27 protein-coding genes and 1 pseudogene are annotated in these 19,523 nt (G+C 47.4%); all 28 read right to left on the bottom strand.

The window, feature by feature from the left end:
* Positions 1-27 precede the first annotated feature (27 nt).
* The 28 genes and pseudogenes from CGICJO_RS09385 to CGICJO_RS09250 all read right to left on the bottom strand — a co-directional run bounded on the left by CGICJO_RS09385 (position 28) and on the right by CGICJO_RS09250 (position 19,500).
* On the bottom strand, positions 28-453 hold the full coding sequence (locus CGICJO_RS09385) for an RNA polymerase sigma factor (protein ID WP_486498679.1): 426 nt from the start codon (positions 451-453) through the stop codon (positions 28-30).
* Positions 454-909: 456 nt separating this feature from the next.
* Positions 910-1,116, bottom strand: a complete 207-nt coding sequence (locus CGICJO_RS09380) for a cysteine-rich KTR domain-containing protein (protein WP_074022020.1) — start codon at positions 1,114-1,116, stop codon at positions 910-912.
* Positions 1,117-1,452, bottom strand: coding sequence for a DUF3784 domain-containing protein (locus CGICJO_RS09375; RefSeq protein ID WP_486498678.1), 336 nt, complete (start codon positions 1,450-1,452; stop codon positions 1,117-1,119).
* A gap of 12 nt (positions 1,453-1,464) precedes the next feature.
* Positions 1,465-1,908 (bottom strand): hypothetical protein, encoded by a 444-nt coding sequence (locus CGICJO_RS09370; RefSeq protein ID WP_071442551.1) that lies wholly within the window; start codon positions 1,906-1,908, stop codon positions 1,465-1,467.
* Between the two features lie 3 nt (positions 1,909-1,911).
* Positions 1,912-2,109 carry a helix-turn-helix transcriptional regulator gene (locus CGICJO_RS09365; protein WP_071442552.1) on the bottom strand — a complete coding sequence of 66 codons (198 nt, stop codon included), beginning with the start codon at positions 2,107-2,109 and terminating at the stop codon, positions 1,912-1,914.
* Positions 2,110-2,240: 131 nt separating this feature from the next.
* A complete protein-coding gene (locus CGICJO_RS09360; protein ID WP_486498677.1) occupies positions 2,241-2,591 on the bottom strand; it encodes a TnpV protein in 351 nt (116 codons plus the stop codon).
* Positions 2,592-2,605: 14 nt separating this feature from the next.
* Positions 2,606-2,773: a hypothetical protein gene (locus CGICJO_RS09355; RefSeq protein WP_173829251.1), complete on the bottom strand. Its 168-nt coding sequence runs from the start codon at positions 2,771-2,773 to the stop codon at positions 2,606-2,608.
* Positions 2,748-4,436: a recombinase family protein gene (locus CGICJO_RS09350; RefSeq protein ID WP_486498676.1), complete on the bottom strand. Its 1,689-nt coding sequence runs from the start codon at positions 4,434-4,436 to the stop codon at positions 2,748-2,750. The genes CGICJO_RS09355 and CGICJO_RS09350 overlap by 26 nt, the downstream gene beginning before the upstream one ends.
* A complete protein-coding gene (locus CGICJO_RS09345; protein WP_071442555.1) occupies positions 4,437-4,628 on the bottom strand; it encodes a hypothetical protein in 192 nt (63 codons plus the stop codon).
* 22 nt (positions 4,629-4,650) lie between these two features.
* Complete coding sequence (locus CGICJO_RS09340) at positions 4,651-4,875, bottom strand: YdbC family protein (RefSeq protein WP_486498675.1); 225 nt, start codon at positions 4,873-4,875, stop codon at positions 4,651-4,653.
* Between the two features lie 44 nt (positions 4,876-4,919).
* Complete coding sequence (locus CGICJO_RS09335; RefSeq protein WP_486498674.1) at positions 4,920-5,774, bottom strand: ParB/RepB/Spo0J family partition protein; 855 nt, start codon at positions 5,772-5,774, stop codon at positions 4,920-4,922.
* 8 nt (positions 5,775-5,782) lie between these two features.
* A complete protein-coding gene (mobV, locus tag CGICJO_RS09330; RefSeq protein WP_486498673.1) occupies positions 5,783-6,748 on the bottom strand; it encodes a MobV family relaxase in 966 nt (321 codons plus the stop codon).
* A gap of 368 nt (positions 6,749-7,116) precedes the next feature.
* Positions 7,117-8,157 carry an AAA family ATPase gene (locus tag CGICJO_RS09325; RefSeq protein WP_486498672.1) on the bottom strand — a complete coding sequence of 347 codons (1,041 nt, stop codon included), beginning with the start codon at positions 8,155-8,157 and terminating at the stop codon, positions 7,117-7,119.
* Between the two features lie 155 nt (positions 8,158-8,312).
* The gene (locus CGICJO_RS09320; protein WP_486498671.1) at positions 8,313-8,549 is read right to left on the bottom strand and encodes a hypothetical protein; all 237 of its coding nucleotides are present in this window, start codon (positions 8,547-8,549) and stop codon (positions 8,313-8,315) included.
* A 44-nt stretch (positions 8,550-8,593) separates the two neighbouring features.
* Positions 8,594-8,824: pseudogene (locus tag CGICJO_RS09315) on the bottom strand (hypothetical protein); the annotation flags it as partial.
* A gap of 87 nt (positions 8,825-8,911) precedes the next feature.
* Positions 8,912-9,268 carry a glutamyl-tRNA amidotransferase gene (locus CGICJO_RS09310; protein ID WP_117602811.1) on the bottom strand — a complete coding sequence of 119 codons (357 nt, stop codon included), beginning with the start codon at positions 9,266-9,268 and terminating at the stop codon, positions 8,912-8,914.
* Positions 9,269-9,284: 16 nt separating this feature from the next.
* Entirely contained in the window at positions 9,285-11,075 is a 1,791-nt protein-coding gene (locus tag CGICJO_RS09305; protein WP_486498670.1) for a VirD4-like conjugal transfer protein, CD1115 family, read from the bottom strand.
* The gene (locus CGICJO_RS09300) at positions 11,062-11,259 is read right to left on the bottom strand and encodes a hypothetical protein (protein ID WP_032521084.1); all 198 of its coding nucleotides are present in this window, start codon (positions 11,257-11,259) and stop codon (positions 11,062-11,064) included. The genes CGICJO_RS09305 and CGICJO_RS09300 overlap by 14 nt, the downstream gene beginning before the upstream one ends.
* Positions 11,260-11,274: 15 nt before the next feature.
* Entirely contained in the window at positions 11,275-12,138 is an 864-nt protein-coding gene (locus tag CGICJO_RS09295; protein ID WP_486498669.1) for a hypothetical protein, read from the bottom strand.
* A 6-nt stretch (positions 12,139-12,144) separates the two neighbouring features.
* Positions 12,145-12,960 carry a PcfB family protein gene (locus tag CGICJO_RS09290; RefSeq protein ID WP_486498668.1) on the bottom strand — a complete coding sequence of 272 codons (816 nt, stop codon included), beginning with the start codon at positions 12,958-12,960 and terminating at the stop codon, positions 12,145-12,147.
* Complete coding sequence (locus tag CGICJO_RS09285) at positions 12,902-14,371, bottom strand: relaxase/mobilization nuclease domain-containing protein (RefSeq protein ID WP_486498667.1); 1,470 nt, start codon at positions 14,369-14,371, stop codon at positions 12,902-12,904. The genes CGICJO_RS09290 and CGICJO_RS09285 overlap by 59 nt, the downstream gene beginning before the upstream one ends.
* Positions 14,311-14,640: a plasmid mobilization protein gene (locus tag CGICJO_RS09280; protein ID WP_032521088.1), complete on the bottom strand. Its 330-nt coding sequence runs from the start codon at positions 14,638-14,640 to the stop codon at positions 14,311-14,313. Before CGICJO_RS09280 ends, CGICJO_RS09285 begins: the two co-directional genes overlap by 61 nt.
* Positions 14,600-14,752, bottom strand: coding sequence for a hypothetical protein (locus tag CGICJO_RS09275; RefSeq protein ID WP_486498666.1), 153 nt, complete (start codon positions 14,750-14,752; stop codon positions 14,600-14,602). The genes CGICJO_RS09280 and CGICJO_RS09275 overlap by 41 nt, the downstream gene beginning before the upstream one ends.
* Positions 14,753-14,841: 89 nt before the next feature.
* Positions 14,842-15,135 carry a hypothetical protein gene (locus tag CGICJO_RS09270; protein ID WP_486498665.1) on the bottom strand — a complete coding sequence of 98 codons (294 nt, stop codon included), beginning with the start codon at positions 15,133-15,135 and terminating at the stop codon, positions 14,842-14,844.
* A gap of 74 nt (positions 15,136-15,209) precedes the next feature.
* Positions 15,210-16,193 carry a DUF3991 domain-containing protein gene (locus CGICJO_RS09265; protein WP_486498664.1) on the bottom strand — a complete coding sequence of 328 codons (984 nt, stop codon included), beginning with the start codon at positions 16,191-16,193 and terminating at the stop codon, positions 15,210-15,212.
* 108 nt (positions 16,194-16,301) lie between these two features.
* Entirely contained in the window at positions 16,302-16,628 is a 327-nt protein-coding gene (locus CGICJO_RS09260) for a DUF6664 family protein (protein WP_117705403.1), read from the bottom strand.
* Between the two features lie 75 nt (positions 16,629-16,703).
* Positions 16,704-17,603, bottom strand: coding sequence for a hypothetical protein (locus CGICJO_RS09255; protein WP_486498663.1), 900 nt, complete (start codon positions 17,601-17,603; stop codon positions 16,704-16,706).
* Between the two features lie 40 nt (positions 17,604-17,643).
* The gene (locus CGICJO_RS09250) at positions 17,644-19,500 is read right to left on the bottom strand and encodes a recombinase family protein (RefSeq protein WP_001820670.1); all 1,857 of its coding nucleotides are present in this window, start codon (positions 19,498-19,500) and stop codon (positions 17,644-17,646) included.
* Positions 19,501-19,523 lie beyond the last annotated feature (23 nt).

The following is a 19,523-nucleotide window of genomic DNA, read 5'->3' as shown; positions in this document are numbered from 1 at the left end:
CCGCAGGAAACAGCAGGGCTTTAGATACTATAAGAGTTTTCTCAGCTTTTTCCGCAGATGGTCTAACCTCGCATAGACAGCGCCCACCGATAAATCAACCATCGGCGCAATCTCCTTTAGGGAATATCCCTGCATTTTCAGCAGGATAATTTGCAGGGTACGCTTGTCCACAGTAAGCAATGCACGGTACAGATTTTCGTCCTCGATTTCATTCAGCATATCCCAGACTGTGTTGACCTCCATAAGCGGTTCCTGCATGGCAGTTTCCGCTATGTATTCCCCCACATCATTCAGGCGTGTATAAAACCGTCTGTCGGAATTAAATTCTTCTCTGTCAAAAGTGCGGATTTCCTCAATCGTTTCTTCATCAACGCCGCACTCCCGTAAAATCTTTTCTTCTTTCTCTTTCCAGAGCCGCCATCTGCGCTCTTCCTTTCCGTGGTTGTATGCCACTGTTCTTTACCTCCAATCTGAATTTTTTGAAAATCCAGATTGGCAGGCGGGGAACGACACCCAACACCGAAAACAGGCTTGTCCTGTGTCCTGACAAAAAACGACAAAAGAAAAACCGCAAAGGTTGTCAGACCATTGCGGCTATCAGAAGTAAAAGCTCTTTTATGTAGATATTTGTCCTCTGCTTTTAGCGCATAAAAGAGCCATATCAGAACAAGGATTTTTTTAACAGATTATCATTGTTTCTGTCTGGCAATATGTAGAACGCCGCATGGATCAGCGGCAGAATAGAAAGTGAAAAAAGACGCAAAAAATCCCTCCAAACTCAAAACGGGTTTAGAGGGAGCGTTAGGGCATAACAATACAGTCCGTCAAAACTCCGTTTTTTTATATGGCGGACTGATTAGCACTATCCGAAAAAGAAAGAGCCGATGATCCGTGAGGTAACTCACAAGTTCATCGGCTCTGCGTCTGTGCGTCTGGCTCTTTGATAATTATCATTTTTTGATTCTGTATATCAATTAGTGTTTCTTGTTTGCATTTTGGGCAATACAACGGAAAATTTTTTAATATCGTGTCAAAGCATATTTGTATTCGGGTTTTATTACCACAAACAGGGCATAAAAGCCATTTCCTATCGTTCGTAACATCACCGCCTTTGATTTATTGATTAGTTGTGGACGATTTTTTCTTACAAATTGTGCTTGCTAAAATTTCCACAATTACTATTGTTCCGAGTATGCCCCACGGGATTATCCATGAAAGATTAGCGGGCATTTCAAAACGATAAAATGTCGCTATTCCAAGCATTATAGCTAATACCCCCATACCACTGCCCACAACTCTGCATAATCTTTTCTTATCATATCTTTGCTTTTTCTCTTTACTCGATGTATTGTAACCAGCGATTAAACAACTGCCTTTTCCAGCAAGTAAAAGTAGAGAAAATACAGCAAGCATAATAACAACAGCCCAGCATAACAATATTGGTGCATTCATTTTCATAACCTCCTATTCATCGTTCTCATGCTTGGCGTTATACTGTTTTTTTAGCTTATACACAACAAAAACAGATATAAACATTAACCCATAAATAATTCCCAAAGCGGTTTCTGTAATTTTACCATCGACAACTATACCAGACTTTCCAACTATCAAATCGTAAATACAAGCTATGAGAGCCACAAAACCAAACAATCCCAAAAAATATATTAAATGTTTCTGCTTATTTTCTGTTAACGGATATATGTCATATAAAATAAATTCGATACTGCATAGAACAATGGTAAATAGAATAATTGTTAATTCAGCCCATTTCCCCGATGCCCATTCTATTCCTTGCGAATATAATAGTGTATTAAGTAGTAGTAAGCCTATAAGGCAAAACATACCATGTTTAAATATATTTCCTCTTTTTAATAATTGAAGTTCATCTAATTTCTTTATTTTTCTCACAATCTATTCCTCCCAAAATAACTCGTCTAATGTTTTCCCTAACACCTTACATATCTCTATACAGAGTTTTACAGACGGATAGTAGTCACCTTTTTCAATAGCATTCATAGTTTGACGGCTAACACCAATAGCCTCAGCTAAATCTTTTTGAGTCATATCCCGTGCAGCCCGTGCAGCCTTAAGTTTCAAATTTTTAGCCATAATACTTATCCTACTTTCATAAGTGCATATCCCACTCCTCATTCTACTTCACAATTAAGGTTAGCATAAATCACCCTGAAAAGTCAAGTAACTTTGACTTTTATTCAAAATATATTTACATTCAATCTCGCTTATCTCAATGAAAAAATAATTTCCCTCTCCACAATCTCCCTTGCACACGCCCGTATGTTATTCATTCTCTGCACCCATTCTAAGGCGTTTTCCGCCTTTAGCTGCTCCGTGAGCCTTTCCATGCGCTCCTGCGCCTGTCTGTCGATGTCGGCAAGGTAAGCGTTCAGCCTGCCGCTTGTGAGCAGGGTTATGTAGGTGGCTCTACGATATTCTTTCAGATACCGCAAGTGCCGCTGCCCCCATACACCTATGGGCTGTTCGTTCTCAGCAGGTACTGTGAGGCAGGGGAAAAGATAATCTCCCTGCTTTTCATAAGTGCCGCCCAACTGTTCAAAGATTGATTTTGCCATTGCCATTTCCTCCATTACCGTATTTTTATCTTTTTCGTCTTTGCGTACATGACCTTTATCAGCAGCTCGTCCACACAGTCCGTATATCTGCCCGCCGCAATCAGCTTGTTGCGGAAGTCGATCAGAGCGTGGAGAACAAGCTGCCTTTCTTCCTCGCTAAGATACAAGTGATATTTTCCCATAGCCTTTCCTTTCTTTGAGAGGACAGGCGTTTTTCCTGCAAGGGTGTTTCAGCACCTTTGCGGAAAATATCCGTTCCCCTATGTATCCGCCGAAGCGGTAACAGATTTTAATCATCTGTTCTGCCCCGGCATTGGTTTCCGTGCGGTCATAGACCTCAATCCTCTCCACAAGAAGATTAAGATTTTCAGCAGTCAACTCCTGCATTCCCACATACTGCGCCATCAGTTCCGCCCACCTGACAGCGTTCTGCTGATTGTCCTTAACCTCCTGCATGGCGGTTTCTAAAGCCTGTATCTGCCCTAAAAGCTGCTCCTGCTCGGTCTGGTACTTATCCATCAGACGGTTAAAATTGTCATGGGAGATACGCCCCGATACACTGTCCTCATACAGACGGTCAAACAGTCTCGTCACTTCCTCATACCGCTTTTTTGCCGATTTTAGTCTGTCGGCGTTGTTTTTTTCTTTGCTCCCGTCTGCTCTGGCGTTCATCTTCACTGCCAGAGCCACCGCTTTTTCTCTGTCCTCATAGGCAAGGCGGGCGTGGTACTGAATATCCGCAAGCACCGCCTTGTATAAATCCTCATAGAAAACACGGTGGTCTGTGCAGGCTTTGGTGTCGTGGGCGTAAGTGGTACACACATAAATCCTATGCCTTTTCCCCGTCCAGTAGCGCAAACCCAACGCCTTTCCGCAGGTGCCGCACTTCACAAGCCCCGCAAAGGGAGAGACAAAGTTATCGGCGGTATCCCGCCTGCGGCTCAAAATCTTCTCGTTTGCCCCGTCAAAAACCTCCTGCGTCACAAGCGGCTCATGGGTGTTCTCCACAGTAATCCAATCCTCCTGCGGTACTTTCTTTGAGGCGTTGACCTTGAAGATACTCTCAGTCTTGCACATCACGCAATGCCCCAGATAGAGGGGATTGGAGATGATATTGCGTATGACGGTGTGCGACCACTCATACTTGTTCTCTGGATTTTCAAACCGCTTGGAGTAGTCCTTTTCGCCCCGGCTGTGCAGCCACCATGACGGGCAGGGTACTTGTTCCTCACGGAACACGGTAGCGATTTTATGCGCTCCCATGCCTGCGTTGGCAAGTTCAAATATCCGTTTCACAATCCACGCTGTTTCCTCGTCCACGATCAGCTTGTTGTGGTTATCGGGGGATTTGCGGTAGCCGATAGGGTTAAAAGAAGAACGGTACAGCCCCGCCTTTGCCCTCGCACGGATAGAGGAACGGATTTTGCGGGAATTATCCCGGCTGTAAAACTCGTTCATCACATTTTTCAGAGCCGCTATATCGTTGTTCTTGTTGGCGGTGTCCACACCGTCATTGACTGCGATATACCGCACATTCTTCATCGGAAAGTAAATTTCCGTGAAGTGTCCGACCTTCAGATGGTCACGCCCCAGACGGGATAAGTCTTTCGTAATGACCACATCAATCTTGCCCGCCTCGATGTCATCGAGCATACGGTTAAAACTCGGACGGTCAAAATTTAATCCGCTGTACCCATCGTCTACATAGATTTCCACCACCAGAAAGCCATGTTCCTTTGCGTACTGCGTCAGCATGGCTTTCTGCGTTTTGATACTCTCGCTGTCGCCCTGCAGCATATCGTCCTTTGATAAGCGGCAGTACAGAGCCGCCCTTAACATTGCCATTCAGCTCGCCTCCTTTGTATCTGTACTGCCCTCATTGTATTGCGGAAGTTTGATTATCTCAAAGGTGCGGGGAGAGGATTTTCCCCTCCGCACCTCGTTTACAAGCAGGGAAATAAATAATTCCCGCATATCTGCGCCGCCCGTGTAAGCCGCCTGCACAATGATTTTCGGGCGCACCGCTGTCTTTGCCATAGGCATACCTCCCTTCAAAATCTCACTGTTCCAGTTCCTTTTTCAGAGCCGCAAGGAGTTTCTCCGCCTCCGCCTTTGTCAGTGTAATACCCTTGCCGCACTTCTCACGGGCAGGGGAAAAGCTGCGGATGTCGTACTTCGGCTCGTTCCCATTCCACGCAATCAGGTTGATTTCTTTTGTATAGCCGCTGTCGCTTGTGGAGAGGACAGCGATTTCTTTTACGATTTCATACTGGATTTCTTTCATCAAAGACCTGTCCTTTCTGTCCGTTACCCGCCGAGAAAAGAAGATTATCGGCTGTCACGGTTTCGTTTTCTCTGTAATTCACGCTCTAATAAGCGGATAATAAAATCTTCTATCTGCTTTGGCGTTGTGCCTCTGGGAAAATATTTCCGCAGCTTGTCCATACCGATTTTCACGGTTTCCCTCTGGTTTGCCTTTTCCTCGGTCATAATCGCAAAGATGGTATCCATATCAAGCCGCCCCATCTGGCTTAACTTTTTCATGCGCTGCGCCTGCGAAAGAGAAGGGGTAGCGTCCTCACTCTCCATCGTGATCCGCAGGTTTTCCTGCTCGTCCTTCTTCAAAAAGGACAGTTCCACCGCAGGGGTAAGGGCAATCTGCCCCTCGTCCACCATCTGTAAAATCGGCGGGATTAACTCGGTCAGGCGGATATATCGCTGTACCTGTGTGCGGCTGTCTCCCGATTGCTTTGCCACTGTCTCCACGGAAGTCAACTTCTGCCCAACTTGGTCAGAAGTTAAATCCGTGCGGTATCCCTGCCTTTTCATCGCCTCCAACTTCATCTTGTAAGCGAAAGCCCTCTCGCTTGGCAGGATATTTTCCCTCTGGATATTGCTGTCCACAAGGGTAATAATCGCCCGGTCACGGTCAAAGGGCAAAACAAAAGCAGGGATTGTCTCTATCCCTGCAAGCTGTGAGGCACGGACACGCCGCTGCCCTGCGATGACTTCGTACCCGTTCCCGTCCTCCTTCGGGCGGGTTATGATGGGCGTTACCACACCAAACTCCTTGATACTCTCCGCCATTTCCATCAGCAGTTCGTCCTCCACCAGACGGAACGGATTATCGGGGAACGGGTGTAAATCATCAATCTTCAGCACGGTAAAATCCTGTTTTTTCAATGGCTTTCCTACCTTTCTCTTGACTTATTTCTGTTCTGTTTCTGTAATTCTTCCAACACTTCGGGCGGGATTTTCCTGAGCAGGCGTTCCAACTGCTGATTGGTGCGCTGCAGCTCAAATATCTTCTGGTTGGCTTTCCGCACCTTTAATTCCTCTGCGTACTTCTCGTCACGCAGCCGCCCCGCATAGTCACTTTCCTGCCCGATTTTCTTTTTCAGGCTGTCGATATAGGCGCTCTGTTTCCCGATCTCCCGTGAAAACTTTTCCGCCTCCGGCAGCCATGCGGAAAGCAGGGAGAGCGCCTTATCCCGTTTCTTCCCTGCGTTAAAGGCGTTAATATCAGACAGCGCCGCCACGATTTCCTCATACTGTTTATCCAGCCTGCCGCCCAGCTTAAAGAGCCATGTGGGGATATGCTTTCGCCCCGTAATCATCGAGGACTGCCCCCGTTCCAACTCATTCCACCGTGCGGACATACGCTCATGGTAGGCGGTCTGCCACTCGGATAAAGACTTCTGGTTGCCTAAAAAGTATTTGGCAGACAGCTTTCCCTCTGGCGTAATCGGCACAAAGCAAAGGTGCATATGGGGTGTTTTCTCGTCCATATGCACCACAGCAGAGAGGATATTTTCTTTTCCCACACGCTCCGCTATGAAGTCCAAAGCCATAGCAAAGTAGGCTTTCTGTTCCTCCGGCGGTAAACTGTTCATAAATTCAGGAGAGGCGGTAATGAGGGTTTCCACCATCATCACGCTGTCTTTCCGCACCTTGCAGCCTGCCGCCTGCACCATGCGGTTAATCTCTTTTTTGTAGGTGTAGCGTGGCGGCGGCACAAGATGATAGTTGTACTTGGAGTGTTCCATATCAATATCGGGATTGCTCTTGTACGCCTCCTTCTTCCGTTCATTGTGGCGTTCACAGGCAGCCACGGAGCCTGCCTTGCGTTTCTGAAAACGCAGGATTGCGTAAGGCATAATCGCCTGACCTCCTTTCTTTTTTCGGCGGGTGTTCTTTGGGCGGTGACGGTGGTGACAGTGATGACGGTGGTTATGGGATACCCTCCCAAACCGCACAGCACTGTCACCGGCACCGCCTTTCCCCGCAGCCGCAGGCGGCGGGGAGCAGGGCGCAAGCCCTGCCGAAAGGGAGTCCAGAGGGAAAGTCTGGCACACGACCTTGCCTGCAAGGTGTAGTGTGTTACACCCTGCAAAAGCGGGCTGTAAAAACCGGGGCGGTTTTTTCAGCCGCAGGGGTGGCTTTACGAGCCGCAAGAGGCGAGAAAAGCCCACGCCTGCAAGGAGCGTTTGCGGGGTGTTCTCCCGCAGGGCAAGACCGCCGGATTTCACTTTGCTGTATCATCAGTGACAGACGCAGGGGGTATCCCAACATCGCTGTCACTGCTGTCATCACTGTCATCCGCCTCCTTTGTGAGCGCAATCAGCCTGCCCTCTTTCTTCCTACGGTACGCATAGCCGATATGGTTGTCCGCTAAAAAGGTTGTGCGGTATTCGTTAAGCCATTTGGTAATGACCGTGGGCGGGGTGTCCGTTTCCTCCATCGCCGCCAGAAGCTCCGTGGCTGTGCCGCACCATTTCTCTTTGTCCCGCATAAACTCCACCAACCGAAAAAGGGCAGGCGGTATGCTTTCCCTCGCAAGCTGCTCCTGACCTTTTCGCTCCACCATCGCCCAACTGCACTCCCTGAAACGCAGGACAAACTCCTGATACTCAATATCCCTGCCGACACAGTAGAGCCTTGCGGTGTCGGACGCACGGGTTTCCTTTTCCAGTACAAAGGTGGCGTCTGCGCTCCCCGTCAGCCCCGTTGTCCCCGATACCTTGTTGAACACATCACTGTCGTTCTGCTTGCGGATATGGTGGACAACGATGACCGCAAGGGAATGTCTGTCGGCAAACTCCTTAATCTGGGAAATATCCCCGTAATCACTGGCATAGGCGTTGTCCTTTGAGGCGGTGCGTACTTTCTGTAAGGTGTCAATCACAATGAGCCTGCTGTCGGGGTACTCTTTCAGATAGTCCTCCAACTGCACGATCAGCCCGTCCGTCAGCTTGCAGCTCGCCACAGCGAAGTGCAGGCGGCTGTCCGCCTCGTCCGTCAGACGAAAGAGCCTGTCTTGTATGCGGAAAAAGGTATCCTCAAGGCACAGGTACAGCACATCACTTTCCCGTGTTTCCATCTCCCAGAATGGCAGTCCCGCCGACACGCATAAGCAGAGTTTCAGCATGAGCCAGCTTTTGCCGATTTTCTGTGAGCCGCAGAACAGTATCAGCCCCGTGGGGATAAGACCATCCACCACAAAGCGGGGCTTGTCAAGCGGCTGATAGAGCAGGGTGTCTGCGTCCACCATGTTCAGCTTTTGCATGGGTGTCCTCCTTCCGCTTTCGTCTGGTTGTTGCATACTTGTCCATAGGCATTCGACCTCCTTAAAATTTTTATATCCCTGCCACAAGGACGGGGATATGTAGGCACAGCCATTCCATACGGTTCCACGCTTTCCCAAAGCGGCGTTGTCACTGCCTATGCTGTGCATGGATTAAGCAATGGGTGCGCTCGTATCATGGCGGCACTGTCCGTTGCGGCAGGTATCCCTCTGGCGGCTGCTGTGAAGTTTTCAAGGTACAGACGGGCAGACCTGCCCCCTACCTTACAGCCCGTGCGGATAGCCGGTTTTGGACACTGTGTTCTGATTTTTTGAAAAAGAAAAGCACCTGCATATATCCGTTCTTTTCTCGGATAGTTGCAAGTGCTTGCCATCAGATAAATCCGTGTTCAGTTGTATATGTTCTCTAACAGAAGTTCACCTCTGCAAACGAGCCGCAGGTTTTCATTACACCGATTACAAAAAACAGCACGAGCAAGGCAAGTCCGATAGCCTGTACTGCGCCGTGAATATCTACAATGACATTCCAAATCGATCCGCCTTTGAACTGTTCTGGAGATTGGGTAATGAGCTGCCATATTTCCGATAGCTTATCGTTCCAAGTCTTGAGTGCGTTCTCCAAGTTTTGCACAATCCAATTATCCGACATTTGACCACCTCCTTAGATAATTGGATAACGGGAGTAAATCCGCAAAGCGGATCTGCTCCCGTTATCTTGTCTTGTGTCAGTTCCTCATCAGCCTGTAATGAGGGTAAGGATTTCTTTGGCAAAAGTAATGACAACGCCGCCTGCAAGGGTCAAGAAGCCGTTAGCTCTCTGGGACGGGTCGTGGGATTTGAGGGACAGACCAATCTGCACAATACCAAAGCCAAGCAAAATCATACCGACAGCACGGATTAGACCGAAAATGAAGTCGGACAGATTATTGACTACGGTAAGAGGGTCGCTTGCTGCAAAGGCGGTTACAGATGTGCCGACTACCAAAGCCGTTGCCATAACCGCCACACAGTAAAAACGGAAGCCCTTTTTTACCTTGCCAGACATCGGCAGCTTTACGGTTTCCTTGTTTTCGTTTTTCTTAAAAAGTTTCATAAATAAAAATCCTCCTTTAGATATTAAAGATTTCTTCCAAGTCCTCATTGGAGAGAAGTTCATAGGAAGTGCTGACAGCTTTTACGCTTACGGCGTTCTTCGGAATATCGCTGTCAAACACAAGGGTTGCGACAGCCTGCACAGGCTCACCGTGAATATACGGCGGTTTACCTCCATCGGTTGTCAGCCTTACATTGGGGTGCTTCATAATGTCGTACTTAAAGTCCATTACAGGGCGTTCCCCACGAACAAAAAGAAGTGCGTAGCGGTTATCAAGCATACGCACTTCATCGGGTGTCATCAGCTCACGCCCTGAAATTTGATAGTTGGTTGAGTAGCTGCCGCTTCGACCTTCGCTCTTTCCGTAAGTGTTCGTATCAATCGTTTCCTTGCCCAAAAGCTCCGACACATATTTGTGGGTCGATTGCTCATTACCTCCCAAATACAGAAAGGTATCGCAGTTGCCGACAATGCTTTCCCATTGCTTTTCAAAAAGAGCTTTGAGCTGCGCCAGATTTTGCAGAATAATACTGACCGACACACCTCTGGAACGCATAACGCTCAAAATCTTATCGAAGTCATCAGGCAGGCTCACATTGGCAAATTCGTCCATTATGAAATGGCAATGCACAGGCAGGCTTCCTCCGTATTTGTGGTCTGCCAGATAGAAAAGCTGCTGAAATAACTGCGTATAAAGGATACTCACGAGGAAATTAAAACTCGTGTCGTTATCGGGAATGAGAGCGAACAAAGCAACTTTCTTTTCACCCAAAGAGGGCAGGTCAAGCTCATCGGTGGCGGTAAGCCCCGCAAGGCTTTCGAGGTTAAACTTTTCAAGCCTTGCGGCAAGGGTAATTTGGATACTCTTTAAGGTCTTAGCCGAGCCTGAGTGATAGTCCCTGTAATACTTCAGGGCAATATGCTCTGGGTTTACCATTTCCAGACGGTCAAACAGTTCGTCCAGAGGGCTTACATAGCTGTCATCGTCCTCACGGACTTCACCCGCACGAAGCAGCTCCATTACCATCGGGAAATTTTGCTCATCGGGCGGTGCTTCATATTTCAGATAGAACACCAACGCCAACAGAAGCATACTTGCCGCCGTATCCCAGAATGGGTCTTGCGACTGTGAGCCTTTCGGAGTGGTCGCCTTGAACAGATTGGTCACAAGCCTTTGCACATCATTGTCATTCCGCAGATAAACAAAAGGATTGTAACAATGGCTGCGGTGCATATTGATAAGGTCAAGAACACGCACCTCATAGCCTTTCTTTTCAAGCAGTCCGCCCACATCTCGCACGATTTCGCCTTTCGGGTCTAAAATTACCATTGAGGTATTGCATTGCATTGCGTTCGGCTTACAAAAAAACCTTGTTTTTCCCGCACCGCTTCCCCCGCAAACTAAAATGTTCAAATTGCGGCGGTGCTTTTTCCCGTCTAAGCCTATGCGGACATTCTGGGTGAGCAACTTATTTGCGGATGGGTCTTTATCACGGTATTTCTTGTTCAAAGTCCCCGCATCGCCCCATTTAGCCGAGCCGTGTTCCTCACGCCTGCGGTAGTTCCTGCGTGTAGAGAAATAAATGCCGATACCCATAGCATAGGCAAGCAAAAAAATAAGGACAGTCTTTGCGCTGTCCTCACACACCGTTATTTGAAACGGATTGCCCATTGCCACGGGCAGACCTCGGATTATTTCAACCAAACCTCCACCCACATAGGGTGCTGTTATCAGGGCAAGCCATATAACAGGAACAATACCGCAGACAGAAAGGATTAAGCCCGTTTTTTTGTCATCGTTCCTCATTGCACCTGCACGGAACAACCTTGACCTTTCTGGTCGGTGCGTTGGCTACCTTGTCAATCAGCTCATCAACAGGCTCGGTGGGGCGTTCCTCCTGTATCTGCCGATTTCTCAGGTTGTTGAGCGCATTGATAACGATATTTTTATCGTACTTATCAAGTGCGATATGGTATCGTTCTTCTTTCATAAGCTGCACCTCCGATTAGCGTTCCTGCTCTTTATTCCTTGCAGGCTTGTTTTTCTCCATACTCTTATACATATCGTTCTGGATTTCACCCAGAACATCACGCATTGTACCAAGCTCTCCCTTAAATACCTGCGTATCCATTCCGTCATACTCTCTGGGCAGTCTGGAAAAATCAAAGCCTTTGGTATCCACGCCGTAACGGGAGCTTACCATATAGGCAACGCAAAAGGATTTGAAATCGGAAGTATCACGGCTCTCATTGTACTTAAAGTCATAAACCGCCGCAGATACTTCCTTTGCCATACTGATAAACAGCACTTCCTCAGAGAGTCCCTTTTTGACAAAGATAGTCTGCTGAGAGCTGTCATAGTAGGCAGGCAGTTCCAAGTCATCAACAGGAACGCAAGGCACGGGGCTTGCGTCAATCAAAGCCGATACAAGCTCACGCATAGATTTCTGCTCCTGCGGCTGCATTCTCTCTTTTGCTGATGTTTCGGAAATGTCATAGACTGCTTTGGCGTTATAGGAAATGCCCTTTGTACCGTCCTCACGGGTATATTCCTTGCTCGGCTCAAGGATAACGACCTTCTGTGCGTCCTTGTTTACATAGACACGGCTCTGCTTCCAAGTGTTGTAGTCTTTAAGCTGTGTCGCTTCGGGCATCTGCGCCGATACCAAAATAGCGTTTGCAACCGAGTAACGGTCAAAACGCCCCTGCACATCAAGATACTGACGGAAGCTGTCGCCGCTTATCATCATTTCGGCGCAGGTGTTGTCAATCAGCTCATAGGCTTCCTTTCGCTGCGCCTGCTTCTGGGCTGCCCATTCCGCTTTATCAAACGGTTTGCTGCCGCCGCTAAATACATCATAAATGCTCATTCTGATTTACCTCGTTTCTTTAGATTTTGGTTTCTTTTTCTTTCTCTGGGGCTGCTTATGCTCGGTCTTGCCTGTGGGCTGCTTCTTCGCCCTGTCAGAAGCAGAGCTTTTGTCAAGGGAAGAAGGCGTATCCGCTTCCTGTTCCTTGCGGCTCTCCTTGATTTTCCGCAGTTCCTCTCTGACGGACGGTTTTTCGTCCTTAGTCAAAGTAGCCCCCTCTGCGGACTTCTTTGGCTGCTCTGAGATAGGCTCGGACTGAGGGGATTTTTCGGTCTTTGCCAATGAGGGGTTTTGAGCATTTTCCTCCTTTTGGATAGGCTTACCCATAAGCTCATCGAGCAGCTTGTCTTTCTCGGCTTTTTCCTGTACGCCGATGTCTGGCTCTGGCTGACCTGTTTTTTCATCTTTGGATTTCTCGGTTTCGGTCACAATAGAAGCGGTGGTTTCCGACGCCAATTTGAAGCGTTCCGCAATGCGGCTGATTTTCGATGCGTCCTCCGCACGGGCAAGCACATCGACCTCCGCATTGGGGTCTTTATTTCCTCTGTCCGCAAGGACGCAGTAAAGTACGCCGTACTTTTTGGCTTCCTGCGTAAACTTTTTCAGGTCGCCGTTCTTTACGGTAAAGACTTTCAGCTCCTTGCCAGAACGGAGCATATTGGTAAGCCTTGCTTTGCCCTTTGTTTTCTTTTCCTCTTTCAGAATGGAATAGAGGAGAACGGCGATGTTCTTCGCACCTGCGCCTGTGATTTTGGCTGCGACCTCAAATCCTTCCAAGCTCATTCGGACGATTTGTTCTGCCGCTTCGCCGCTTGTATTCATTCGTCATCAGCTCCTTTCGTTGTTGTTCTTCATCTGCCCGTATGGTGGATAACTTTTCTTTGAGAGCAGCGTTACGGGCTTCGATACTCTCGCACAGCCTAACCTCCTTTCGTATAACGCTCAGGCGTTTGGATAAATCGGAAAGCTGTGACCGTATTGCTTCCTTTTCTTCGCCGCCTGTTTTGCGGGAGATAGAATAAAGTTCCTTGCGCTTTTGAAGCAGGTCGGTTTTTTCCGTTTCCAAAGAGCCTTTATATGACAAGAGCTGCTCTACCGTATCAATGCGATTACGGCATAGCAGCCTTGTTTCCTGTGTGATAGCTTCCATTTTCATTAAGTCGTCTTTCAAAAGATAATGAAGCCTTGCGTAATTCTGTTTTTTATTTTTAGGCAGGATACCGAGCTTGTAACAGTAGTGCAGATACAGCCCCCGCAATCCGCCGATTTTTTTAGCCCCCGTTAGAGAGCCTTTGACACGGAACACCTTGACCGTCCTTTGCGGCTCGGTAAATCTGGAGAACTTCACAGCGTAGGAGTTTTCTGTGATACGCTCCATAATCCTCTCGTTGGTATATTCTTCTCCGAGCTTATACAGCCGCTTCGGGCGTTTCCACCCCTTACCGATGACCGTCCAATATTTGCGGTTTGGGTCAAAGCTCACACGGTATCCCATTTCAGCCATAATGCGGTCAAAGTCTTTCAGCGTGAACGACTTGCTGATAGCTTCGTCCACCGCCTGCCGTGTAACATTATCCCTCGTGGGCATACCGTTTTTCTCAGCCTGATACAAAGCGTATGGCTTTTTCTTTCCGCTTGGGTGTTCAATGACGGACAGGGCATATTCACGGCAAAGCTCATCGGAACGCTGTCGTAAAAGCCGCAGGTTTGCTTTGTTGTCGTGGTAATGCTTGCCGTCCGTAAAAGATACGGAGTTTACGACAAAGTGGTTATGCAGACAGTCGGTATTTAGGTGAGTGGCAACGATAACCTGAAATCTGTCGCCCCACATCTTTTGTGCAAGTTTTACACCGACCTCGTGCGCCTGCTCTGGCGTAACCTCACCGTGCTTAAAGCTCTGGAAGCCGTGATAGCAGACAATCTCGCTTTCATCGTTCCATTGCGCTTTTGCAATCATCATTTCATCTCTGGCGGTGGTCGGGTCGCAGTTTACGCCTGTGACAAAATAACGCTGCTCGGTTTTATCCTTGTTGGTGGCGTATTCCATTACATCGACCATAGCCTGCAAGTCCGCTTCGGTGTATTTGGGATTAGCTGTCTTTTCGGGATTTTCCGCATAATCTATGGGGTGGTCGAGCCTGCCACGCACATCCCATATTTCGCAGACCGCCATTACGGTGCTTTCCGTGGAAGCAGATATTTTTTTCGGACAGCGATTTGAAACTCGTGCCACCGCCTTGCTTCCTCTTTGAGCATCGGAGCGTCCACAAAGTTCAGGGCGTTGGCTTTTGCCGCAAGCTGATTGATACGGTTGCCGATGGCGGACAGCTCACGCATTATTTTGTAAAACTCTGGGTCAGGCTTTTCGCAGAGCCGATAGCCTTTTACCATTCCTCTTAGGAACGCTTCTTTGGAGCAGCCTGATTTTTGAACGAGAGAGTAGAGCTGTTCGGCTTCTTCCTCAGTCAGGCGGAAAAGTATCTGCACATTTCGTTTTCGCATTTTTCACTTCCTCTCTCTCGGTAAGTCGGTTTATCTGCAAGCAGCACATAATCACTACACCTGTCAGACCGCCGAGCATTACGCCGATGATGAAAAATATAAACTCAATCATTCTTAAACTCCTTTCTGTCTAACGGGGTATTAGGGGTTGCCCCCTAACAAGCGAATTTGGATAACCAAATTCAGTGCTTGGGTAAGACATTACTCGTCGCACTCGTCCTCATACATACATTCTCCGCACACGGGACAGAAGTACGGACAGTCCGAACAACGCTCGTCCTCGTTCGCTTCTTCTTCGTCGGTATCTTCAGCACCGTCCTCGCAAGACTCGTTGATTTTGGCTTCACCGCAGATAAAATCCTCATCGGTAAAGTTGATAAGGTCGGTATCGAACAGGATAATTTCGGTCTTTGCCTTTGCCTGTTCTGCGCTTTCAGCACAAACAGAAATGGTCTTTTCATAATGGGCAGTCAGGGTTACATCATACTTTTTCAATGGTTATTTCCTCGCTTTCAACATTTAATTTTTTTGTTTGTCGTGTTATTCTTCGGGTCAAAATCTGCGGACAATCAACGGGCATCACTCCTTTCACGGCTTGAAATCGGTCTTGCAATCCCCAGATAGGATAATAAAAAATCGTTGAAGTCCTTACCGACAGGCGGCGGCTCATCAACGATTTTGTAGTCTTTCTGCAAAAGTTCTTTGAGGGCGGCGGTACAAAGCCTGCCCGTTCTGTCATTGTCCAGATGCAGAAAAATAGTCTTGATATGGGGATTTGCTTCCAAAAAGGTGGTTAGGGCTATGGGGATTTTGCTTTCCTTAATCTCTTTCTTAGGCTGATACACACCCGAAAGAGAGAGCAGATTTTCCGATTTATAGTCTTTTCCCTCACACTTTAGATAGGTGGCGTAGGACAGTAAATCAATAGCGGCTTCAAATAAATGCACGGTATCACTCGGTTTGTCTGCCAGAAGTCGGAACGAATACCGCTTGTCGCTGCCAGAAGCGTCGCCCTTAAAAGAGCTTCCAATCGTGCCACGGTAGGCGGCATACTTGGGTGTTCCGCTTTCGTCCTTTCCGATAAATACAACATTGTGATACTTGGAGCTTTCAAAAATCGTACCGTCCGCAATACAGTCCTGTATGATTGAAAGGTCAATCCCACGCCCGAAAAGGTATTCGGTCACTCGGTTGCAGTCCTTATTTTTCGGTGGTAAAAGCAATTCCTTCGGCTCATCTTTTGGAACAGGGACAGGCGGCGGCTTCCAATCCGCCGTGATACCCGTAAGCAGTTCTACGGCTTCCACAAAGCTGTACTCCTTAACTTTGATTAGATAATCAAGGGCAGAAACGCCGCCGAAACCTCTCGACCACCAATACCATTTGCCGTTGGAAATCTTCAAGCTGTCGTGTTCTTTGGTGCAATATACATTGCCTGCCACACGCTTCAGGTTGTTCGGCTCATACCGTTGCAGATAGGACAGCAAGTCCATTTGCCGTGCCTGCTCAATCACGGCAGGGTCAAGCTGCACATAGGGTCTGTTACTTCTCATTCAAATAAATCACCTCCTTTACAATAGAAAAAGCCGAGGAATTTTCCGTTAAGAAAACCTCTCGGCTATGTAAAAGCGGCATCAGCTTCACGCCAATGCCGCAATGGGTTAGAGAATACTTAGCTTTTTAAGGTAGCTGACGCAATCAATACAGCCTTTGAAATAAACCTCTTTCAGCTCTAAGTTTGCTATTTCGTTTTTGCATTTCAGCACTTCACTCAAAGCGGTACATTCTTCCGCAGACAGCTCGCAGGGTCTATCTACATCAAGGACTTTCCGCACATTAGGATATTGTTCATAGAGTGTTTTAATCTTTTCCGTCAGCTCTTTATACCTCGTTTCGGAATGACAAGCTGTGCTTGTTTTGCTGAGATAATCGAAAAAGTCAGTATCGTATTCATCAAGAAATGTGCTAAAGCTCAAATCCTTTGCCATCTAACCACCTCCGAATTTCATTTCACAGCCCTATTATACATCTCGAAAAAGGGCTTCACAAATGTGGAAATCTGATTATCTCTCACGATTTGTACATTTTCTTTCGGGCTGTTCCTCAGTTTCTTCTGGCTCTGCATCAAGCACGGCAGGGTCTTTTTTATCCAGATTTAGCTCAATGTTGAGAGCGTTCAGCCGTTCCGACTTTTCTTTCAGTTCTTCCTCAAAGGCAAATGGCTTTTGTACCTCGACTTTTGCGGTTTCAAGCTGTGCGATAGTTTCCGCCCGTTTGGTCTGTGCGGCTTCCAATCGTGCGGGGAGCTTGGCAAGCTCGTTTTCAATTCGGGTCAGGTTTCCCAGAGGGTCAGAGCCTAATTCTACCTTGTATTTTGCCTGCCCGCAGAGGTTAAGGCAGTAATGAGTACCCACCGTATCATAGAAAACCTCCATTTTGAAGCCACGGTATGAGCCGATTTCAACAGGTGCAGACAAGGGATATTCCTTGCAAATCGCAAGGAGCATTTCACCTGCGGCAGCTTTTTCGGTGTAGCTGATACCACGCAAGGTCATCGGACAAAACTTTTCCTCGCCCTGCGGCTTGTGCTGCTCGGCAAGAGCTGTGTCTGCTTCATAGCAGACAATACGCTGCTCGTACTCCGCAATGGTCTGAGGGAAGTGTTTGAGTATCCTGTCCTCAAGGTCGTAACGCTCGGACAGATAACTCTGTTTCAGGACTTTGAGCTTGGATACCTGAATGTCCAAGTCCATCTTTTCCTTAAAACGCTCGTCGCCTGTGGCAAGCATTTTGACCTCCGCAAAGGACAAAGCAACCTCGTCCACATCTTCGGCAGAACGGACGAGGCTTTTACTCGTCATTATCTGGGAGATAAATTTTTGTTTGCTCTCCACGAGCTGATAGAGATAAGCGTCAAAGGTCTGCTCGGTTACATAGCGGTAAACCTCAACCTCTGGGAACATATTTCCCTGTCTTTCGATACGCCCTTGCCGTTGTTCAAGGTCAGTCGGTCATTTTTTGCGGACAGTTCATACATGCTATCCTTTTCTGTTCTCTGCTCCTGCGTTTGCTCTCGTTTGATTTCTCCCTCCGTATCTTCTTGGCACAAGCAGGACAATACCTTGATGCACCAGAGCCCGGGACATATTCAACGCCGCACACCGTACAATTTTTAGCGGGCATTGCTGCCCACCGTTTTGTAGGTATGATATGTAATTCATCGACAAAGCCGATGAATTTATAGTAAATCTTGATTTCCTGCTTCACTGTTCCGTCTGCCATCTTCTCACGCTCCGAAACAAGTATCTTGTCTATGAGTGCGTTTATAACTGTTGCATCCAGTTCTTTTAAGCCTTGATAATTTCGGATAAGGGCGAGGAAGTCACGGATTCCCCGTGATTTCTCGTAGCTTTCATTAAGAGTTTCCGTCACCTCTTTCAGCCTTGCTTCAATTTCAAGCTGCTCTTTCTGGTATTTCCCCGACATCATCTCAAAATTCCGCTCGGTAATACGCTCCATGACCTTATCCTCGTAGAGAGAGGAAAACAGCCTGTCCAGTTCCGCAAGGCGTTTGTTCAGCTTCTTACGTTCTTTCTCTAATGCTTTCGCCCTGCTCTGGTCTGTTTCCGTGAGCCGCTTTTCTATGGCCCTGACCGCCTTTTCATCATTCACTGCCATATCCGCAAAACAGTTGATGTCGGCAAGAACGGCATTGAATAAATCCCTTGCTTCTATATTGTGGGCACTACACTCGCTTCTTCCGTTTCTTGCATAATTATTACATGAATACTGTACACAGTCGATAATCTCTGGGCGTTTCCTCCTGTGTACGTTCATTGCCCGCAGAGCACATCCGCAGTCCACACACTTGATAACGCCTGCAAAAATATTTACAAATCCTCCCTTGTTCTGTGGAAGCCTACGACTTGTAATAAGCTGTTGGACAATATCAAATTCCTCCTGCGTGACTATTCCCTCATGGGTATTGGGTATCACTTCCCATTCTTCGGGCAGCTTAGAGGGGCGTTTCTTGCTTTTCATATTGGCGGCAATCCGTTTGTAGCCTACAAGATTTCCCGCATATATCGGGCTTCTTAAAATGCTCCTCACGCTGTTCCCACTCCAAATATAGCGTTTGTCCTCGTTCCCCTCAAAATGACGTTCAAAGCCTGTTTCGCCACGCTCCGCCGCATAAGCGGCAGGGCGTAGGATATGCTGTTTATTAAGATGTCTGCAAATTTTGGCAACTCCATTCCCTTTTAATGCAAGGTCGAATATCTCTTTTACAACATGTGCCACTTTATCATCTATCAGCAGATGGTTGTGGTCGGCAGGGTCTTTGATATAGCCATAAGGGGCGGTAGTTCCCATGAATTTCCCCTGTTGAAACCTCGCCCGATATGCCGATTTTATCTTAACAGATATGTCAGCGGCATACATTTCGTTTAAAATGTTGCGGAAAGGCGTGATGTCCATAGCAGATTTATTCAAGGTATCTACGCCGTCATTGACCGCTATATACCTCACGTTATGCTCTGGGAAGAAAACTTCCAGATATAACCCACAATCAAGATAGTTTCTCCCCAGACGGGATAAATCTTTCGTAATCACGCAGTTTATCAGACCGCTTTCAATGTCTTTTATCATATTCTGGAAACTTGGTCTTTGGAAATTTGTACCAGAATAACCATCGTCCACATACGTTTTTGCTATGTGCCATCCCTGCTTTTTCACATAATCCGTGAGGATGGATTTCTGTGTCGCAATGCTCGCACTCTCGTTATCCGTACCATCGTCTTTAGATAAGCGGCAATAAATGCCGACTAAATAGATTTTCTTTTCTTCTTTGATTCCTGCCATACTGTAAAACCTCCGTATCTGTC

The organism is Candidatus Limousia pullorum (assembly GCF_057405065.1).
Note: the sequence above shows the minus strand (reverse complement) of the source record. Positions and strands in the feature narration are given on the sequence as shown.

Bases quoted from the DNA above. Each gene is read 5' to 3' on its own strand.
- CGICJO_RS09375 (WP_486498678.1), bottom strand. From the start codon at position 1,452: ATGAATGCACCAATATTGTTATGCTGGGCTGTTGTTATTATGCTTGCT.
- CGICJO_RS09365 (WP_071442552.1), bottom strand. From the start codon at position 2,109: ATGGCTAAAAATTTGAAACTTAAGGCTGCACGGGCTGCACGGGATATG.
- CGICJO_RS09360 (WP_486498677.1), bottom strand. From the start codon at position 2,591: ATGGCAAAATCAATCTTTGAACAGTTGGGCGGCACTTATGAAAAGCAG.
- CGICJO_RS09355 (WP_173829251.1), bottom strand. From the start codon at position 2,773: ATGGGAAAATATCACTTGTATCTTAGCGAGGAAGAAAGGCAGCTTGTT.
- CGICJO_RS09350 (WP_486498676.1), bottom strand. From the start codon at position 4,436: ATGGCAATGTTAAGGGCGGCTCTGTACTGCCGCTTATCAAAGGACGAT.
- CGICJO_RS09345 (WP_071442555.1), bottom strand. From the start codon at position 4,628: ATGGCAAAGACAGCGGTGCGCCCGAAAATCATTGTGCAGGCGGCTTAC.
- CGICJO_RS09340 (WP_486498675.1), bottom strand. From the start codon at position 4,875: ATGAAAGAAATCCAGTATGAAATCGTAAAAGAAATCGCTGTCCTCTCC.
- mobV (WP_486498673.1), bottom strand. From the start codon at position 6,748: ATGCCTTACGCAATCCTGCGTTTTCAGAAACGCAAGGCAGGCTCCGTG.
- CGICJO_RS09325 (WP_486498672.1), bottom strand. From the start codon at position 8,157: ATGCAAAAGCTGAACATGGTGGACGCAGACACCCTGCTCTATCAGCCG.
- CGICJO_RS09320 (WP_486498671.1), bottom strand. From the start codon at position 8,549: ATGGCAAGCACTTGCAACTATCCGAGAAAAGAACGGATATATGCAGGT.
- CGICJO_RS09310 (WP_117602811.1), bottom strand. From the start codon at position 9,268: ATGAAACTTTTTAAGAAAAACGAAAACAAGGAAACCGTAAAGCTGCCG.
- CGICJO_RS09305 (WP_486498670.1), bottom strand. From the start codon at position 11,075: ATGAGGAACGATGACAAAAAAACGGGCTTAATCCTTTCTGTCTGCGGT.
- CGICJO_RS09300 (WP_032521084.1), bottom strand. From the start codon at position 11,259: ATGAAAGAAGAACGATACCATATCGCACTTGATAAGTACGATAAAAAT.
- CGICJO_RS09295 (WP_486498669.1), bottom strand. From the start codon at position 12,138: ATGAGCATTTATGATGTATTTAGCGGCGGCAGCAAACCGTTTGATAAA.
- CGICJO_RS09290 (WP_486498668.1), bottom strand. From the start codon at position 12,960: ATGAATACAAGCGGCGAAGCGGCAGAACAAATCGTCCGAATGAGCTTG.
- CGICJO_RS09280 (WP_032521088.1), bottom strand. From the start codon at position 14,640: ATGCGAAAACGAAATGTGCAGATACTTTTCCGCCTGACTGAGGAAGAA.
- CGICJO_RS09275 (WP_486498666.1), bottom strand. From the start codon at position 14,752: ATGATTGAGTTTATATTTTTCATCATCGGCGTAATGCTCGGCGGTCTG.
- CGICJO_RS09265 (WP_486498664.1), bottom strand. From the start codon at position 16,193: ATGAGAAGTAACAGACCCTATGTGCAGCTTGACCCTGCCGTGATTGAG.
- CGICJO_RS09260 (WP_117705403.1), bottom strand. From the start codon at position 16,628: ATGGCAAAGGATTTGAGCTTTAGCACATTTCTTGATGAATACGATACT.
- CGICJO_RS09255 (WP_486498663.1), bottom strand. From the start codon at position 17,603: ATGTTCCCAGAGGTTGAGGTTTACCGCTATGTAACCGAGCAGACCTTT.
- CGICJO_RS09250 (WP_001820670.1), bottom strand. From the start codon at position 19,500: ATGGCAGGAATCAAAGAAGAAAAGAAAATCTATTTAGTCGGCATTTAT.